This window comes from Microcoleus sp. BR0-C5, assembly GCF_036705045.1.
Taxonomy (GTDB): domain Bacteria; phylum Cyanobacteriota; class Cyanobacteriia; order Cyanobacteriales; family Microcoleaceae; genus Microcoleus.
The window spans coordinates 54,968-72,196 of record NZ_JAUBTR010000007.1 but is presented as its reverse complement, the minus strand read 5'-3'; the positions used below and the strand labels follow the sequence as shown (position 1 = coordinate 72,196).

Below are 17,229 nucleotides of genomic sequence, written 5' to 3'. Positions count from 1 at the left end.
ACAGTGGCATTATTTTCAGAAAGTGGTCTCACGACTTGGCTGATATTAATTCTGCCGAATGACCAATACCGTTTGATGAATTTGATTCGGAGAGAACATTTGATGATGCAAAACCCAGCAAATCAAGCCGGATCTGTGTCTGCGCCGCCACCCCACCAAGCAAAAAAGCTGCGCCACTTTTGGGAGAACATCAGCAATTCTGCTCAATCAGGGTGGCAGCAAGCGCACAGTCTTTGGCAGCACAGACGGCAGCGCCGCCATTTGCTGACCCTGCTAATTCTGGCTACCACCGCTTTAACCATTAGCACAACTGCTTGCATCAGCTATTTTTTTGTGCGCGGGCTAATCCTTGACAATTTAAAGCAAATAGCACTATTAAAACTAGAAAAAGGCACCGATGAAATCGACCGCTGGCTAAGCAGCCGCAAAGCAGAAATAGAAACCATTGCTTACGATCCTACGGTTGGCACTCTCAATTGGCAATTAGTCGAACCCCGGTTACAAGGAGAAATATACAGATTAAAAGAGTATTTCGTCCTGTCATTAACTCAACCTGACGGCTCATTTATCAACACTTTAGGCAACCGCGCGAACACTAAAGACCGCCAACACTTTCAAAAAGCAATGGCCGGGCAGCTCAACGTTTCCGACCCGCTGATCGGCCGCAGTACAAAAGTTTCGACGATCATCATTTCAGCTCCTATTTGGGCTTTACCTCCCGCTCCAAATCAAGTAATTGGAGTCCTATCGGGTAGCATTAAATTAGACCGAGTAACATCTGTCGCTAACAGCTTGCTGTACGGTTCCGACAGTTATGCTTTTGCGCTCAATTCACAAGGAGTGCCAATTGTTCATCCCAACATTAACTTAATCGGAAATATCGATCGCCCTGCCCCAAGCTTTTTACAGTCAAAAGACCCCGCACTCTCCACAATTGCGCGGCAGATGATCGACCGCCAGACGAACATCGAACTGGTAAAAATAGATAACAAATGGGTGTATGTAGCCTACGCACCCCTCAAGGAAGTTAACTGGTCGATGGCTTTAGTAATTCCCCGCGAAAATATTGAATCCCAACTGCAAGCATTAAATTTGCTGACATCCGTAGTCGCCGGACTGCTCGTCCCGGCAATGCTAGCAGCAATTTGGCTAATTTACTCCTCCGAAAACAATCGCGCTCAAGCGGAGCGAGAAGCCATGCTCAACCGGATTGCTGGACGCATTCGCGCTTCCCTGGAATTAGACCAAATTGTGCAAAGTACAGTCGAAGAAATAGTAAGTTTGCTGCACCTAGAACGGGGGGCTTTTGGTTGGTACAAACCGCAAGAAAAAACGTTACAAATCCTGTGGGAATGTTGCCCATCTGATTCTCCGACACAAGCCATAAATTTTGAGTCTTACTTTCTCGAAAATGTGTTAGTACGGAGTGGTAAAGGCGAACCAATTATTCTTTCGAGCGACACTTGGGCGGAGGGTGTAACTCAACCGCCGGAACTTAAAGCTAATAGCTATTTAGCCGTACCTGTCCAGACTCAGAACCAGCCGCAGGGTTATTTAATTTGCAGCCACGCTACTCATTGGCTTTGGAGTCGGGAGGAAATTCAACTGTTAAAAGCTGTAGCAGACCAACTGGCGATCGCAATTACTCAAGCTCACCTTTACAGTCAAACCCAAGACCAAGTAAAACTGCTTAATAGTGCCTTAAATGAACTGAAAAAAACTCAAACTCATTTAGTGCAGAGCGAAAAGATGTCATCCCTAGGTCAAATGGTGGCTGGAATAGCGCACGAAATCAACAACCCCGTTAACTTTATTTCGGCTAATTTGCCTCACACCAGCAAATATACTAAAGATTTATTAGAGTTGGTGAGTTTATACAAACAAGCCTTCCCAGAGGTTCCCCAGGAAATCGCAGAATTTAGCGAAGAAATCGAGTTAGAATTTATCGAGGAGGATTTGCCGCATATATTGAATTCTATGAAAATAGGAACCGAACGCATTCGCAGCATAGTTCTTTCTTTGCGAAACTTTTCTCGCCTGGATGAATCTGACAAAAAGCAGGCGGATATTCACGAAGGTATAGAAAATACCTTGCTGCTGCTCTCCAACCGCATTAAAAATAGAATTTATATAGTCAAGAAATACGGAAAAGTGCCTTCAGTCGAATGCTACCCGTCTCAGCTCAATCAGGTGTTTATGAACTTGCTGAGTAATGCGATCGATGCCTTGAACGATATCGATCGCCTGGATAAAATCATTACAATTTCCACGGGAGTAGTTCGCGAACATGGCGGTAAATTTCTGAAAGTGGCGATCGCCGACAACGGGCCCGGCATTCCCGACAGTGTTAAAGAAAAAATTTTTAACCCATTTTTTACTACTAAAGAGGTGGGCAAAGGCACTGGTTTGGGGTTAGCTATTAGCTACAAAATTGTAGTGGATGGACATGGCGGCAGCATCAAAATTTCTAAACATCCGGGCGGGGGTACGGAGTTTTTGGTAAAAATTCCTATTAGTAACGAGCAGCAAGAAGCAAGCAGGAAGAGGGAAGGAAGCCAAGGGATTTTGTAACAAAGGTAAGGGATAGAAGTTCGAGGGGACAAACAGCTTTAATTAATGCTAAATTTACGGCCGTTCGCTAAAATTAGAAGAGTTTTTGTTAAAGGAGTTTTATGGCTGTTGGCAAGGATACAATTTTCGAGCGCTTTTTGTCGCCCCTGATGCGACTGGCGATCGACGAACAAGCACTGAAACGACTCTACGAAGGCATCGACTGGGAAACAGCGGGCGATCGCTACCGACAACCCGACCTAGTTTATCCCGAATATTACAGCAGCCAAAACTTTCACGGCATTAAAGGCGGCTACCTCAACCCCAGTGCCGCCGTTTCCTACGATCCAATCACGCAATATGTTTTGCCTCCCCACGAAACAGTCGTCAGACAAGGCTTAATTGACGCTGTGCGGGTGAAACCGCGCCGAATTATCGATTTGGGATGTGGCACCGGTTCGACAACGCTCATGCTCAAGCAAGCTTTTCCCGAAGCGGAAGTTGTCGGGCTGGACTTGTCGCCTTATATGCTGGTAGTTGCCGAAATGAAAGCGCAAAAAGCCGGCTTAAATATCCAGTGGTTGCACGGAAATGCCGAAAGCGTTGCTTTTCCTGATGGCAGCTTCGATTTAGTCGCAGCTTCCTTGCTGTTTCACGAGACGCCACCTGCTGTATCGCGGGCAATTTTGCGAGAAAGCTTCCGACTGCTGAAGGTTGGGGGACAAGTGGCAATTTTGGACGGAAATCAAAAAACTTTGCGGCAGACAGAGTGGCTGACTGATATCTTTGAAGAGCCTTATATTAAGTCTTACGCGGCTGGCAGCCTCGATGCTTGGGCGGGAGCGGCTGGATTCGCGGCGGTGCAAACTCACGAACACTGGTGGACGAATCAGGTGACGCAGGGCGTGAAACCTTTGCCTGGGGAAGATTTGGAACAGGTGCGGGTGGCGAGGGGGTGGAATTGGGGCGATCGAACTCCTGATTTTGATGGCGATTTACCGGGCATTCCAGCTCCCGCTTGATGTATTGTTGAGGTGTATTTTTCGCCCTTTGGGGGCGGGTTTCATAGATGGTTAGTTTTAGGTTGAGATGGTTGGTAAAACCCGCCCCTACTAACTTGCTAATGACTGATGATTAATGACTAATGACTAATGACTAATGACTAATGACTAATGACTCTAAAAGCAGTTTTATTTGATTTTAATGGCGTTATTATTAATGACGAGCCAATTCACGAGAAAATAATCGATCAACTGATGCTCGATGAAAATCTCCAGCTCAAACGTGGGGAGGTTCGAGAAGTTTGTTTGGGAAAGAGCAATCGCGCTTGCATTACTGAACTGCTGGAGCGCCGGGGACGATATCTAACAGAAACATATCTTGATCGACTGCTGCAGCGCAAGGCCGAAGCTTACAAAGCTCAAATAGATACTTTGGAGAAACTGCCGATTTATCCGGGTTTGGCAGAATTTATTGACAAAATTCGGGTCGCAGGACTGAAAATGGCTGTAGTTAGCGGGGCAATGCGATCGGATATAGAATTGGTGTTAAATCGGGCCGGTTTGGCAGCAAACTTTGAGTTAATTGTCGCAGGCGACGACTTGAGGGCGAGCAAACCAGCACCTGACGGCTATCTATTGGCTGTGGAACTTCTCAACCAGAAATATCCCGACTTTAACCTGCAACCGATCGAGTGTTTGGCGGTGGAAGATAGTTTTGCGGGGATTGAAGCGGCGAAAAAAGCGGGGATTCAGGTAGCGGGTGTGACTCACACTTACCCGTTTCACATGATCCAGCGCCAAGCTAATTGGACGGTGGACTATTTTGCTGATTTAGAGTTGGACAGAGTGGCCCAACTTTGCTCGATCGCCCCCACTGAGCCGGCTGCGGAAAACACTTGACGTTTTTAGCAGTTACGTGGTAGTGTAGGTGACGGTCTGCGAACATTAGAGCAAGCAAGACCTGTAAGCCTTTTAGATTCGGCAATCCGGCATCTAAAATGCTAAATTAAAACTCAATCAGGGGAATTAGCTCAGTTGGTAGAGCGCTGCGATCGCACCGCAGAGGCCAGCGGTTCGAGTCCGCTATTCTCCATAAATCAGGGGCATTTCTACAGGTGACGATCGTACTAAAAGCGAAGTGCGATCGTCACCTGCTTTGATACTCGCCTATTTTATGCGATCAACCCGGTTGCTGCCTAAGTTTTAGCATCAATAAACTGTTGAGAGCGATCGACCCGGTTTCTATTTTGTGCGATCGACCCGGTTTATACCTAACTGGTATCATTAATAAGATAATTTATGTAAAGAAACCGGGTTTCTAATTACACACTAATTCCTGAAAAGACGTATTTTGGTGTTTAAACCCGGTTTTCCCAAAAAATCCGGTAAGCCCGCGATCGCAACCCTGATGTCATCAGTCAATCTAAAATCTAACATGGTTTCAGCCCGGTTTCTGTTGCAGTTGCCTCAATCCCCACAAAACATTCAATTTGTCACAAACAATAAGTTTTGTAGCTAAAAATACAACAGTCTGCTGAAGCGAGTCTTAATATCAAGTCGCTATGTGTTATTATTCTCAATCATCTGACTCATCTATTCAAGAGTAACCAGAAAAAATGACAAAGCGATTTGATCGGCGGAAATTTCTTTTATACGGTTCTGCTACCCTCACATCAAGTTTATTTCTCAAAGCTTGTAGAACTCCCACTCCAACAGCAACTCCAGCCGCTTCTCCCACATCAACAGGAAGTACACCAGCAGCAGCCGGGGGCGGAAACACGATCAAAGTAGGAATTTTGCATTCCTTGAGCGGCACAATGTCAATCAGCGAAAAAAGCGTTGTCGATGCCGAACAATTAGCGATCGAAGAAATTAATAAAGCTGGGGGTGTCCTCGGAAAACAAATCGAAGCAGTCATAGAAGACGGCAACTCAGACTGGCCGACTTTTGCAGAAAAAGCCAAAAAATTGATCGACCAAGATAAAGTTGTCACCGTCTTCGGCTGCTGGACATCCGCCAGCCGCAAAGCAGTATTACCAGTATTTGAAGAAAAAAATCATATGCTCTGGTATCCTGTACAATACGAGGGTCAAGAGTGTTCCAAGAATATCTTTTATACTGGGGCGGCGCCGAACCAGCAAATCGAACCAGCAGTTGACTGGCTGCTAGAAAATAAAGGGAAAAAATTCTTCTTAGTCGGGTCTGACTACGTTTTTCCCCGCACGGCAAATACCATTATCAAGGCACAGCTAGCAGCCAAAGGCGGCGAATTAGTTGGGGAAGATTACATCCCTTTGGGCGGGACAGAAGTCACGCCAATTATTACTAAAATTAAGGCAGCTTTGCCCGACGGCGGCGTCATTTTTAATTCCCTCAACGGCGACAGCAACGTAGCCTTTTTCAAACAGTTGCAGGGTGCAGGTTTGGGGCCGGACAAATATCCGTCAATGTCTGTCAGTATTGCTGAAGAAGAAGTAAAGGCGATCGGCGTAGAATACCTCAAAGGTCATTACGCCGCCTGGAATTACTTCATGACTGTGGAATCTCCGGCCAATACAAAATTTGTGGAAGCTTTCAAGGCAAAATACGGCAAAGATAGAGTGACAAATGACCCGATGGAAGCAGCTTACATCATGGTTTACCTGTGGAAGCAAGCTGTCGAAAAAGCAGGGACAGCCGACGATTTGGAAAAAGTACGGGCGGCCGCTTTGGGTCAAACCTTTGACGCGCCGGGGGGCACAGTAACGATGGATGTTAACCATCACCTTTCTAAATTTGTGCGCTTAGGCGAAGTGAGAGACGACGGTTTATTTAACATCGCTTTTGCTACGCCCGCAGTAGTAAAGCCGGTGCCTTGGAATCAATTTGTCGCTGAGACAAAAGGCTTTGCTTGCGATTGGTCAGACCCCGCAAAAGGTGGAAAATTCAAAGCTTAATAAGTAGGTAATACCAATTTTGTTCACGTTGGCAACGTATCTTTTATCCCCCTAGGGTGTGTCTTTAAACGCGGAGATCCCCCCCGCCCCCCCTTAATAAGGGGGGAGTAAGAGCATTCTTTCGTCAATCCCTACTCCCTTAATCAGGGGGAACTGGACTCTTCAAAGTCAACCCCTACTCCCCTTATTAAGGGGGAACTGGACTCTTCAAAGTCAACCCCTACTCCCCTTATTAAGGGGGATTTAGGGGGATCGAGACTCGGCTACAAGCGAAATATACAGAGGGTTTTAGTTCTAAGTTGACACCAATGGGGTAAAATCCGCCCCTAATTATCCGCGAACAAAGTTGACCGACTCGATGCAGGAGTAACAAAAGTGGCGATATTAGATGGTTTATTTAACGGCATTAGCATCGGCGCGGTTTTACTAATTGCAGCCCTGGGACTAGCGATTATTTTCGGGCTGATGGGCGTGATTAATATGGCTCACGGCGAGTTGATGATGCTGGGGGCTTATACAACTTTCGTCGTGCAAAATGTCTTCAAAGGTATCGGAGGATTTGCTTTTGAAACCTATATTTTCTTTGCGATTCCCCTAGCTTTTTTAGTAGCTGCATTGGTAGGATTAATTCTCGAACGCGGAGTGATTCGCTATCTTTACGGGCGGCCGCTAGAAACTTTGCTGGCAACTTGGGGCGTAAGTTTAATTTTGCAGCAGTTTGTCCGCAGCGTTAGTTGGGTGCTGGTAATTGGGATTGCGGTGTTTTGTTTGCTGTTTTTTGGCGGTTTGCGGGTGCTGAAATCGCGCCTGGATTTCGATCGCATTCGTAACAAAATTATCGCCCTAATTTTGCCTTTATCTTTGGGTATTTCCTGGGCGGTGAGCGCCTTTTTAGGGCAAACTTACAAACTGGCAGTAACTCAACCTTGGTTTGGCGCTCAAAATGTGGACGTAACTGCACCGAAATGGTTGCGCGGTGGCATACCGCTGGGCAATTTTCAGTTGCCCTACGCCCGAATTTTTATTATTGTGCTGACAGGAATTTGTTTGGCGGGAATTTACCTATTTTTGCAAAAGTCTGTGTGGGGATTGCGGATTAGATCCGTGACGCAAAATCGCAGCATGAGTGCGTGTTTGGGTATTCCTACCGAACAAGTAGACGCGCTGACTTTTGCTTTGGGTTCGGGGCTGGCTGGTGTCGCTGGGTGCGCGATTAGTTTGATTGGTTCGGTAGGGTCAAATACTGGACAAAATTATATAGTCGATACGTTTATGGTGGTGGTTGTGGGCGGTGTCGGCAAGATTGTGGGGAGTGTAGTTGCTGCGATCGCGATCGGCACTGCAAATTACCTGATCGGTTCGGGAACCTTAGCATTAATGTTCGCTCCTGTCAAGCCTTTAGCCGACTTCTTCACATTTTTCGCCACAACCAGCATGGCAAAAGTAATGGTATTCGCCTTAATTATGGCTTTTCTGCAAGTGAAGCCGGGAGGGATTTTCCCGCAAAAAGGGCGGACGGTAGAAAATTAAAAATTACAACTGCGAGTGTAGCGAAAAATGCAGAACAAACATCAAAAACCCTGGCTAAAAGAAGCGGCAATTGTCAGCGCGATCGCCCTCACATTCATCTTACTCCTCCCAGGAATACTCCCCGACGTTCGGCTCAATCAATTGGGGCGATTTTTAGCACTAGCAATTGCCGCCCTCGGCATAGACTTGATTTGGGGATACACAGGTTTACTTAGTTTAGGGCACGGCGTATTTTTTGCGATCGGCGGCTACGCCTTCGCCATGCACCTAAAACTGCAAATTCCCCCAACCGCCAGCAGTCAATTGCCAGAATTTATGAACCTCTACGGCGTTACCGAACTCCCCTGGTTTTGGCAACCATTTTATTCATTTCCCTTCTCAGCATTAGCAGTAGTTCTCATCCCCGCCATCTTGGGCGCACTTTTAGGTTATTTAGTATTCCGCAATCGAATTCGAGGCGTTTACTTTTCAATTCTCACCCAAGCAGCAACCATTGTATTTTTCAACTTCTTTAACGGTCAGCAAAAACTGATTAACGGCACCAACGGACTCACAGACTTTAAAACCTTGTTCGGAGCCACAGTCAATGACCGAGATACTCAATATATTTTCTACATTCTCACCATACTATTTTTAGCAGCAACTTACGCCCTCTGCCGATGGCTGACCAGCGGGCGTTTTGGCCGGCTGCTAGTAGCCATTCGCGACGACGAAGTGCGCCTGCGTTTCTCTGGTTACAATCCCACAGGCTACAAAGTTTTAGTCTTTGCAATTTCCGCCGGTTTAGCTGGGATTGCAGGCGCATTATTTACCGTACAAACCGGAATCATTTCGCCAAAAGCAATGGATATTGCCTTTTCAATTGAAATGGTAATCTGGGTCGCAGTGGGAGGTCGCGCCACATTATCGGGAGCAATATTGGGAACACTGCTAGTCAACTTTGGCAAAAGTTTCTTGAGCGAACAATTCCCCGAAGTTTGGCTGTTTTTCCAAGGTGCGCTATTCCTCATAGTAGTCACTGTTCTGCCCGACGGCTTAGTCGGATGGCTGCAACATCAAGGTTTCGGCCAAATCCGCAGCTTGTTCAGAAGACCCAAGTACGCATCTACTTATCCCAGCCTGGAACAAGACCCCCAAGTACAGCTCGAAAAAGAAGAACTTGAACATTGAGTGCAAAAATATCGTGTAATTTATAAGTAGGCTGACATAAATAAATTTCACCTACAACAGACAAACAAAGCAATCGCAATAGACTTGACAAACGCTGTGTTTATCTCTGTCTGAGGAAACGTAATATATATGTACCTACTTAGATATTCGTAGCAAGTAGCTTCGTTCTTTAACTTGAGGGGCAACATATGGCAGATATTATTGACTACAAAATCTACGGCGACGATTTGCAGCTCATCGAGATTGAACTCGACCCCAAAGAAGGCGTCAGGGCTGAAGCTGGAACCATGACATACATGGAAGGCGACATCCAAATGCAAACATCCACAGGTGGCGGCTTATTTCAAGGTTTCAAACGGATGCTGACAGGAGCTGGTTTTTTCATTACCACCTTTGTCAACGCCGGAAATCGCAAGGCCCGCGTCGCTTTTGCCGCCCCCTATCCGGGTAAAGTAATTCCCCTCGATTTAGGCCAACTTGGCGGTAAATTTTTGTGTCAAAAAGACTCATTTCTCTGTGCGGCCAACGGCATTGAAATTGAGGTAGCATTTACCAAGCGGCTCGGTGCCGGTTTCTTTGGCGGAGAAGGTTTTATTCTGCAAAAATTGCAGGGTGACGGGCTAGCTTTTGTTCATGCGGGAGGAACAATAGTTGAGAAAAATTTGGGAGTTGGCGAAGTGTTGCGAGCGGACACTGGTTGTTTGGTAGCTTTTGCGCCGACTGTAGATTACGATATTCAGTTTGTGGGCGGGTTTAAAAATGCTCTATTTGGTGGTGAAGGCTTGTTTTTAGTTAAGCTAACCGGGCCTGGAAAAGTGTATTTGCAAAGTCTGCCGCTCTCGAAGTTAGCTGAGCGAATTATGGCTGCTTCTCCACCTCCAATGTCGAGCAGTTCGAGCAGTTTTAGTTTAGAGTAAAATAACCGTTTATGTGCTTGTGTAGGGTGCGTCAGCCCGCAGATTTCTTGGCTTACCCAGAGACTTTTAATTGACGCACCTTCTCAGAGAAAATCAGCGCTGTCAGGTGCGTCAGCCCACAGATTTTCCGGCTTACCCAGAGACTGTTAACTGACGCACCCTACCCGGAGAAATCACCTATGAATGGAAAAGTATTAGAAATAGAAAACTTGACTGTGAGTTTTGATGGTTTTAAAGCCATCAACGGTTTAAATTTCAGCATGGATGCGGGCGAACTGCGAGTTATTATTGGCCCCAATGGTGCGGGTAAAACAACTTTTCTAGATTCAATTACCGGGAAGGTGCAGCCGACAGAGGGCAGGGTGTTATTTAAGGGACAAAATTTACGCAAGTTGTCGGAAGATAGGATTTCGCGCTTGGGAATTGGTCGCAAGTTTCAGACGCCGCGAGTTTACTTGAATTTAACGCCACGCGAAAATTTGGAATTGTCTTGCAGCCGCGATAAAAATGTTTTTTCGACTTTGTTTCAGCCTGCTTCTGCTGCTGAAAAACGCACGGTTTCTGGTTTGTTAGAAACAATTGGTTTAGTTGCTAAGGCTGATATTTCGGCGGGTTTGCTTTCTCACGGGGAAAAGCAATGGTTGGAAATTGGAATGTTGGTGGCTCAATCTCCTGATTTGTTGTTGGTAGATGAACCTGTGGCGGGTTTGACGGATGAGGAAACGATGTTAACTGGAGAGTTGCTGATTTCGTTGGCCGAAAGTCATTCGGTGTTGGTAATTGAACACGATATGGAGTTTGTGCGGCAAATTGCGCGACAGGTGACGGTGTTGCATCAGGGTGCGGTTTTGTGTGAGGGGACTATGGATGAGGTGCAAAATGACGATCGGGTAATTGAGGTATATTTGGGAAAACCGGAAGAATAGTTATTAGTCAACAGTCAACCGTCAACAGTGAACAGTCAACAGTCAACCGTCAACAGTGAACAGTTAACCGTCAACAGTCAACAGTAAATAATTATGCTACAAGTATCTAATTTGAATGTTTATTACGGCGAAAGTCACATTTTGCGCGATGTCGATTTAAGCGTCATGGCGGGGCAAATGGTTTGCTTGATCGGCCGCAATGGTGTGGGCAAAACTACGATGCTAAAAACGATTATGGGGTTGCTGCAACCGCGCAGTGGCACTATTGCTTTTGGCGGAGAATCTATTGCTTCTAAGTTGACTTACCAGCGGGCTAGATTAGGCATTGGTTATGTGCCTCAAGGGCGTGAAGTTATTCCACGTTTGACTGTAAAAGAAAATCTTTTGTTAGGTTTGGAAGCGAAACCAAGCAAAACCAAAAATCCTGAAGTTCCTGATGAAATTTTTGAGTTATTTCCGGTTTTGAAAACTATGCTCGATCGCCTGGGAGGTGATTTGAGCGGGGGACAGCAGCAGCAGTTAGCTATTGCTAGGGCTTTGATGGGTGAGCCGCAGTTGCTGGTTTTGGATGAACCTACGGAGGGGATTCAACCATCGATTATTTTAGATATTGAAGCTGCAGTGCGCCGCGTGGTTGCGACTAGGGGGATTTCTGTTTTGTTGGTGGAGCAACATTTGCATTTTGTGCGGCAAGCTGACTGGTATTATGCTATGCAAAAAGGGGGGATTGTGGCTTCGGGAAGCACAAGCGAGTTAAGTGATGAGGTGATTCAGAGGTTTTTGGCTGTTTGATTCAGAAGGAAGGCACGACACGGATTTGGACACGGATACACGGATTAATTAACAATCTGGAAATGAGGCAGAGCCTCTAGCTATTTATTCCCAGGCAGAGCCTGGGAACAAGGAGGCAGAGCCTGGAATGGATGCAGTCGGCGCACCATCCCCACTTTGTTGGACAAGAAGCGATTTCAATCGCGCCGGAAACGAGACTATATTATTGATTTTTTCGGCCGTCGGGCATTGTGGTGCCGGCCATACTTGCTCGATCGATACTAGCGCCATCTATATTAGCATTGCGGAGGTTGGCATCGGAAAGATTGGCATCCCTCAAGTCGGAAAATCGCAGGTCTGCACCGTCTAGATTTGTCTTTGTCAAGTTAGCTTTTCTGAGGTTAGCGTTGCTGATTCTCGCTCCTACTAATTCGGCTCCGCTTAAGTTTGTGCGAGCTAGATTGGTGTTGACAAAATCAGAGATCTCGAAGCGACTACCGCTGAGGTTGGCATCTGATAAATCTGATCCTGTAAGGATGGGATTTTTTAAGTTAATGTTAACTAATTTTACGGCTCGGAGGTCGCAGCGGGAGCAGCTTTGAGTTAGCAGCAGCGTTTCGACGTTGGCGTTGATTTGGTCGATTTGTTGTTGGGAGAAATTTTCGGCAAATTCTGGGGAGACGTAGCCGAGGTTTTTGGGATCGGCTGCTTTTGGTTGGGGTGTTTGTATTGGGGGTGTTTGGATTTGTTGGGGTGCTTGGATTGGTTGGGGTGTTTGTGGTTGGGGTGTTGGGATGGGTTGGGGTGTTGGGATGGGTTGGGGTGTTGGGATGGGTTGGGGTGTTTGGATTGGTTGGGGTGTTTCTATTTGCCCGATCGCACTTAGTTGCAGCCCCACCTTCGGCAGTTCGAGAGTTCCTGCAAAAATTAGTAGCGCGATCGACATTATTGTGAGTTTTTTCATAAATCAATCACTTTTTGTTTGCCCAAATACCATTTATATGGTATAATACCTCGAAAAGTGAACTCCCTACATTTCGCTAAATAGATCAAAATTCAGATAAAAAACTTCGGAACCATCAGGTGCGCGAATTAACTTTTCTATTACCGGAGGCAGTTGCTGTTGACGGTACAATTCTGGAATCTCGCAGAAGCTTTCTTCGGTAATTTCCAAAATTTTTGGCATATCAGGAAGGGGAATCCCTAACCGATCGCTTTTATTTAAGGTACAAATAATCAGGTATTTGCACTCACCAATGCTCGGACTGCTGGGAAATATTGTGGATAAATTAATTATGGTAATCAGTTCTTCTTGATGCCGCAGTAAACTATTACCGTTAGGTAAAAGACCGTAGGCATTAAAGTTTTTAACAATCCGCTCCACTCGTTCAATAGGAACAGCATAGTAAATATTTCCTAGTTCAAAGGAAACAAATTTTTTAGGAAAAATTCTAACTGGCGCTTGTTTATTGCTCCGAAAGCGGCGATTGTAATTGGCGTGAGTCATGCGATTTTAGATTTTAGATTTTAGATTTTAGATTGAAGATTATTCGATTGAAGATTATTGGATTTTAGATTGAAGATTATTGATTTTATATCAACTCCGTTGGCATCGGAATTATTCATCTCTCTCTTCCCTTTCTCTGTATCCTCTGCGTCAAGAGCGGTTTAATCATTCCGATACAACCGGAATAGATATTAGGTTTTAGATTGAAGATTATTGGATTTTAGTAGGTGAGTCTGCTGCGTAGCTTTTAAGTATAATTAGCGGGTTCAATTACTTTTGACCTAAGTTTTGTTTGAGATTAGGGATTATTTGATGGGAAATTTTAGAGGGTGGATTAAATTATTGAGTGGTGGATTAATTTTGGGATAGCTTGTAAAAGTTGGGCTTCGCTGTAAGGTTTCGTGAAATATTGATTTGCGCCTAATTCCATTGCCATTTGCCGATGTTTTGCCCCGCTACGGGATGTCAGCATGGCTACGGGAATCTTAGCAAACCGCTGGGTCGATCTGATCGATCGCAACAATTCAAATCCATCCATCCGAGGCATTTCAATATCCACGATCGCCAAACTGCAATCAAGACCATTTTGCAACTTTTCCAGGGCATCCACACCGTCTTTAGCCTGTACCACCCGGTAGCGAGCACGAGTCAGCGTCAGAGACAGCAACTGGCGAATTGTATAGGAATCATCCACTACCAAAATCTGCGGTGACTGACTCGCACTCGCCGGTATCTCCTGCACTTTACCGGAGATAGCGGCGATCGAACTATTTACCACAGGTTGGCCCACCAAATCGTCCACATCCAGAATATTCACCACGCGCCCGTCCCCCAAAATCGTAGTCCCCAAAACGCCGCGAGGCTTGGATAGAGGCGGTGGCAAAGGTTTAACCACAATTTCCTGCTGACCGATCAGCCGTTCCACTGCCACCGCCAGCATTCCTTCGGTAGAAGCCAAAACCAGGACGGGAATTTCCTCTTGGGTCAAAGGGTCAGGAGAGGGGGCATCCGGCGGGAGGACGCTGTATTCGAGCAAATCTTGCATTCTCACCAAACGAATAAACTCCTCCCGCCACCACAGCATCGGCTGATTGCCGGCAATGTGAACTTCCGAGGCTTTAATGTGCAGAATTTCCTCGACTGCATCCAGTGGCACCGCTATTTTATTGTGATCGGTTTTCACCATCAAGGCATCAGTAATCGACAGCAGCAGTGGCAGTTTAATAATAAAACTCGTACCTTTTCCCAGGCGAGAGTCTACCTTCACAGTTCCCCGCACAGTCCGCAAATTTGTTCGCACCACGTCGAGCCCGACTCCCCGCCCCGAAAGGTCGCTGACCCCTTCTGTAGTGCTGAAACCCGGCCAAAACAGAAAATCGTAGAGTTCGGCAATGGAAAATTCTTGAGCTTGTTCCTCCGTAGCCAAACCCTTTGTGACAACTTTACGGCGAATCATTTCCGGGTCAATGCCTTTGCCGTCATCGGCGACAGTAATAATAGTTTGGCCGCCTTGGTGGCGGGCTTCTATTTCTATTTGACCGCTGGCCGACTTGCCGCTTGCTTTCCGAACTTCGGGCATTTCGATGCCGTGGTCGAAAGCGTTTCTCACTAAGTGTATTAAGGGATCGCGCAAAGCGTCGAGCAAACTTTCGTCAATTTTGGTATCTCTTCCCACTAGCAGCAGGTTGACATCTTTATCGTATGTGATACACATCTCCCGGAGTGCTCTGGGCAAGTGATCGACGGCGCGACTGAAACTCACGACTCGCAACTGCATGACGCGGCTGCGTAGTTGTTCGGTAATGCGGCGCAGTTGGTCGGTACTGCGCTCGAATTTCATGGCTAAGGTGTCTAATTTGGTGGCGGATTGAGAAATTGCTTGGGCAGTTTCGATGACTTCTGCGGCTGTCGAGTGGAACTCTGTATAACGATCCATCTCTAAGATATCGAAGTGAGCATGAACCGGAGAGGATTTGCCGTTAGCAATCATGGGGAATTCTGTTTCTGCAGCGGCAAGTTTTCCCAATCCAGAGTTCCCGTTTCCCCCTCTCCACTCTGCAAAGCTCAGTCTGTCGTATTCTTCTCGCAACTGACCGCCGAATTGGTTCAAATCTACGATATTGCGGCGGATGCGCTTGACTTCGCCGCGCAGTTCGGATTCTTGAAGTTCTAAATTTGTACGGTTGATGACTAATTCCCCGACTAGATTCACCAATTCAGTTAAGCGTTCTAAGTCTACCCGGATTGTCGGCCTTTGCGGGTTGGGGACTGGGAGAGTCGAGGAGGGGGAGATTTCGGGGGGAGTGGGAGAGGGGGAGAGTGGGAGAGTGGGAGTGGGGGAGATTTCGGGGGGAGTGGAAGAGGGGGAGAGTGGGAGAGTGGGAGAGGGGGAGATTTCGGGGATGTCGATCGCCCTTCCTTCTAATATTTGTTGGCGTGCGGTTTGCAAGTTTTGGGCGATCGTCAAACCGTCGGATTGCAACCGTTGTACAGTCAAGTCGGGAGAGTCAATCAAATCTTTGAGGGCTGCGGCGACTTTGCCAAAATCCGGCAATTGCAGCATTCCAGCCAAACCGGAGAGTTGGTAGTAAACCTGCTTGAGGGCGGTGACGCTTGTTGCCAAATCTGCTTCGGAACCTTGGGAAAGCTCGGTTTCTAGGCGATTGAAGAGTGCCGGCACTTGCTGTTCAAAAATCTGTTTCAGGGTTTCCGGGGCGGTCGATTGGCTGACTGCAGGGACTGGCTGCTGTTCTGACTTGCCGTACTTGGCCTGGAACTGGGCGAAAATTTGGGCGATCGCCTCCAAGTTTTCGGTTTGATCCGGAGTTGTGACATCGGAGTGTTGAACTGATTCGATCGTAATCTTTTTGAGAGCATCCACCCCCTGCAGCAAAACACTCACAGTAGTCGGTTCCAGGGCTGACAAGTCTGTGCGATCGCGCAAAATGACAAAACAGTCCTCCAGCGTGTGAGCTGCCGCCGATACGTTTTTAAAGCCCAACATCGAACCCGCACCTTTAATCGAGTGAGCCGCCCGAAACATTTCTTTAACTGCCGCTTGTCGCTCTTTCAAACCCGCCGATTCCATCGCCAGGAGATTCGTCTCCATTGACTGGAGAAACTCTTCGCATTCTGCGGTAAAAGCATCTATTAATTCGTTTAAATCGTCATCATTCATATGAGCGGCCCAAATAAGCAGCCAGTAGTTTTGAAATCTTACCGATAACCTCGGTTTTTTGCTAATCGTTTGAACTCAAGGAATTTTCTTTCGTTATTTCCGATCCCAAGCCAAGTTGTTGCCGCACTGCTTGCAATGATTTTCCTCTTTTTGCCTTCGGGCGAGCGCTTGGAGGTGGCACATCGTCAGCCGAAATAACTGGTTTTTTTAGAGCAGCAAGGAGTTGGTTTAATTCTTCTTGAAGTTCTTCCACTGATTCTCCAAAAGGTGCGGTTTCTTTTTCAGAGCAGGCTGCGATCGCACCCTTATCGTCATAATACACCGTGCGAATTGTGTACCCGCCATCCTCAAAAAATACTCGATAATCCCAGTTCATCATAGTTCTTCCTCTGCTCCTTGAAATATGTATCTATTCCCCTGCTTGCCAGCTATGCGCTCTATACTGACAATTTTAACTTGCTTGTCAACGTTGTACAAAATGCGATATACACCCAATCTCAATTCCCATTCTGCTGTATTATTTGGACGCAGGGCTTTCCGGTTGCGCGTCTCAGTAGTGGGCTCATAACAAAGGTTAGCCTCAATACCGTCAACAATTACATTCTGTTCGTGTTTCTTAAACCACTGCAAATCCTCAATCGCTTGGTCTGTAAACTCAATCTCAAACACGATAGCCACAACCTAAAAATATTTCAAATACTCAGCCATCTTACCATTCATCATCGCACACTGCCACAATACCC

Annotated in this window: 14 protein-coding genes and 1 tRNA gene; 10 read left to right on the top strand and 5 right to left on the bottom strand. The window is 46.5% G+C overall.

Annotated features, from left to right (window positions below; translation table 11 throughout):
* Window positions 1–3: 3 nt before the first annotated feature.
* The 10 genes from QUB08_RS05290 to urtE all read left to right on the top strand — a co-directional run bounded on the left by QUB08_RS05290 (window position 4) and on the right by urtE (window position 11,822).
* On the top strand, window positions 4–2,571 hold the full coding sequence (locus QUB08_RS05290; RefSeq protein ID WP_333223780.1) for an ATP-binding protein: 2,568 nt from the start codon (window positions 4–6) through the stop codon (window positions 2,569–2,571).
* 101 nt (window positions 2,572–2,672) lie between these two features.
* Complete coding sequence (locus QUB08_RS05285; protein WP_333223779.1) at window positions 2,673–3,572, top strand: methyltransferase domain-containing protein; 900 nt, start codon at window positions 2,673–2,675, stop codon at window positions 3,570–3,572.
* A 150-nt stretch (window positions 3,573–3,722) separates the two neighbouring features.
* Window positions 3,723–4,451 (top strand): HAD family phosphatase, encoded by a 729-nt coding sequence (locus QUB08_RS05280; RefSeq protein WP_333223778.1) that lies wholly within the window; start codon window positions 3,723–3,725, stop codon window positions 4,449–4,451.
* Window positions 4,452–4,571: 120 nt separating this feature from the next.
* A tRNA-Ala gene (locus QUB08_RS05275) sits at window positions 4,572–4,644 on the top strand.
* Between the two features lie 523 nt (window positions 4,645–5,167).
* Window positions 5,168–6,487 (top strand): urea ABC transporter substrate-binding protein, encoded by a 1,320-nt coding sequence (urtA, locus tag QUB08_RS05270; protein ID WP_333223777.1) that lies wholly within the window; start codon window positions 5,168–5,170, stop codon window positions 6,485–6,487.
* Window positions 6,488–6,862: 375 nt separating this feature from the next.
* On the top strand, window positions 6,863–8,017 hold the full coding sequence (locus QUB08_RS05265) for an ABC transporter permease subunit (protein WP_333223776.1): 1,155 nt from the start codon (window positions 6,863–6,865) through the stop codon (window positions 8,015–8,017).
* Between the two features lie 27 nt (window positions 8,018–8,044).
* Entirely contained in the window at window positions 8,045–9,187 is a 1,143-nt protein-coding gene (gene urtC / locus QUB08_RS05260; RefSeq protein WP_333223775.1) for an urea ABC transporter permease subunit UrtC, read from the top strand.
* Between the two features lie 188 nt (window positions 9,188–9,375).
* A complete protein-coding gene (locus tag QUB08_RS05255; protein ID WP_333223774.1) occupies window positions 9,376–10,104 on the top strand; it encodes a TIGR00266 family protein in 729 nt (242 codons plus the stop codon).
* 179 nt (window positions 10,105–10,283) lie between these two features.
* A complete protein-coding gene (gene urtD / locus QUB08_RS05250; protein ID WP_333223773.1) occupies window positions 10,284–11,030 on the top strand; it encodes an urea ABC transporter ATP-binding protein UrtD in 747 nt (248 codons plus the stop codon).
* A 93-nt stretch (window positions 11,031–11,123) separates the two neighbouring features.
* On the top strand, window positions 11,124–11,822 hold the full coding sequence (gene urtE / locus QUB08_RS05245; protein ID WP_333150800.1) for an urea ABC transporter ATP-binding subunit UrtE: 699 nt from the start codon (window positions 11,124–11,126) through the stop codon (window positions 11,820–11,822).
* A gap of 202 nt (window positions 11,823–12,024) precedes the next feature.
* Here urtE and QUB08_RS05240 read toward each other — a convergent pair whose 3' ends face one another.
* The 5 genes from QUB08_RS05240 to QUB08_RS05220 form a co-directional block, all read right to left on the bottom strand.
* Window positions 12,025–12,765 carry a pentapeptide repeat-containing protein gene (locus tag QUB08_RS05240; RefSeq protein ID WP_333223772.1) on the bottom strand — a complete coding sequence of 247 codons (741 nt, stop codon included), beginning with the start codon at window positions 12,763–12,765 and terminating at the stop codon, window positions 12,025–12,027.
* A gap of 66 nt (window positions 12,766–12,831) precedes the next feature.
* Window positions 12,832–13,308 carry a chemotaxis protein CheW gene (locus QUB08_RS05235; RefSeq protein WP_333223771.1) on the bottom strand — a complete coding sequence of 159 codons (477 nt, stop codon included), beginning with the start codon at window positions 13,306–13,308 and terminating at the stop codon, window positions 12,832–12,834.
* A 334-nt stretch (window positions 13,309–13,642) separates the two neighbouring features.
* Complete coding sequence (locus tag QUB08_RS05230) at window positions 13,643–16,486, bottom strand: hybrid sensor histidine kinase/response regulator (protein ID WP_333223770.1); 2,844 nt, start codon at window positions 16,484–16,486, stop codon at window positions 13,643–13,645.
* A gap of 61 nt (window positions 16,487–16,547) precedes the next feature.
* The gene (locus QUB08_RS05225; protein ID WP_333223769.1) at window positions 16,548–16,865 is read right to left on the bottom strand and encodes a hypothetical protein; all 318 of its coding nucleotides are present in this window, start codon (window positions 16,863–16,865) and stop codon (window positions 16,548–16,550) included.
* Window positions 16,862–17,164, bottom strand: a complete 303-nt coding sequence (locus QUB08_RS05220) for a type II toxin-antitoxin system RelE/ParE family toxin (RefSeq protein WP_333223768.1) — start codon at window positions 17,162–17,164, stop codon at window positions 16,862–16,864. Before QUB08_RS05220 ends, QUB08_RS05225 begins: the two co-directional genes overlap by 4 nt.
* Window positions 17,165–17,229: the final 65 nt, after the last annotated feature.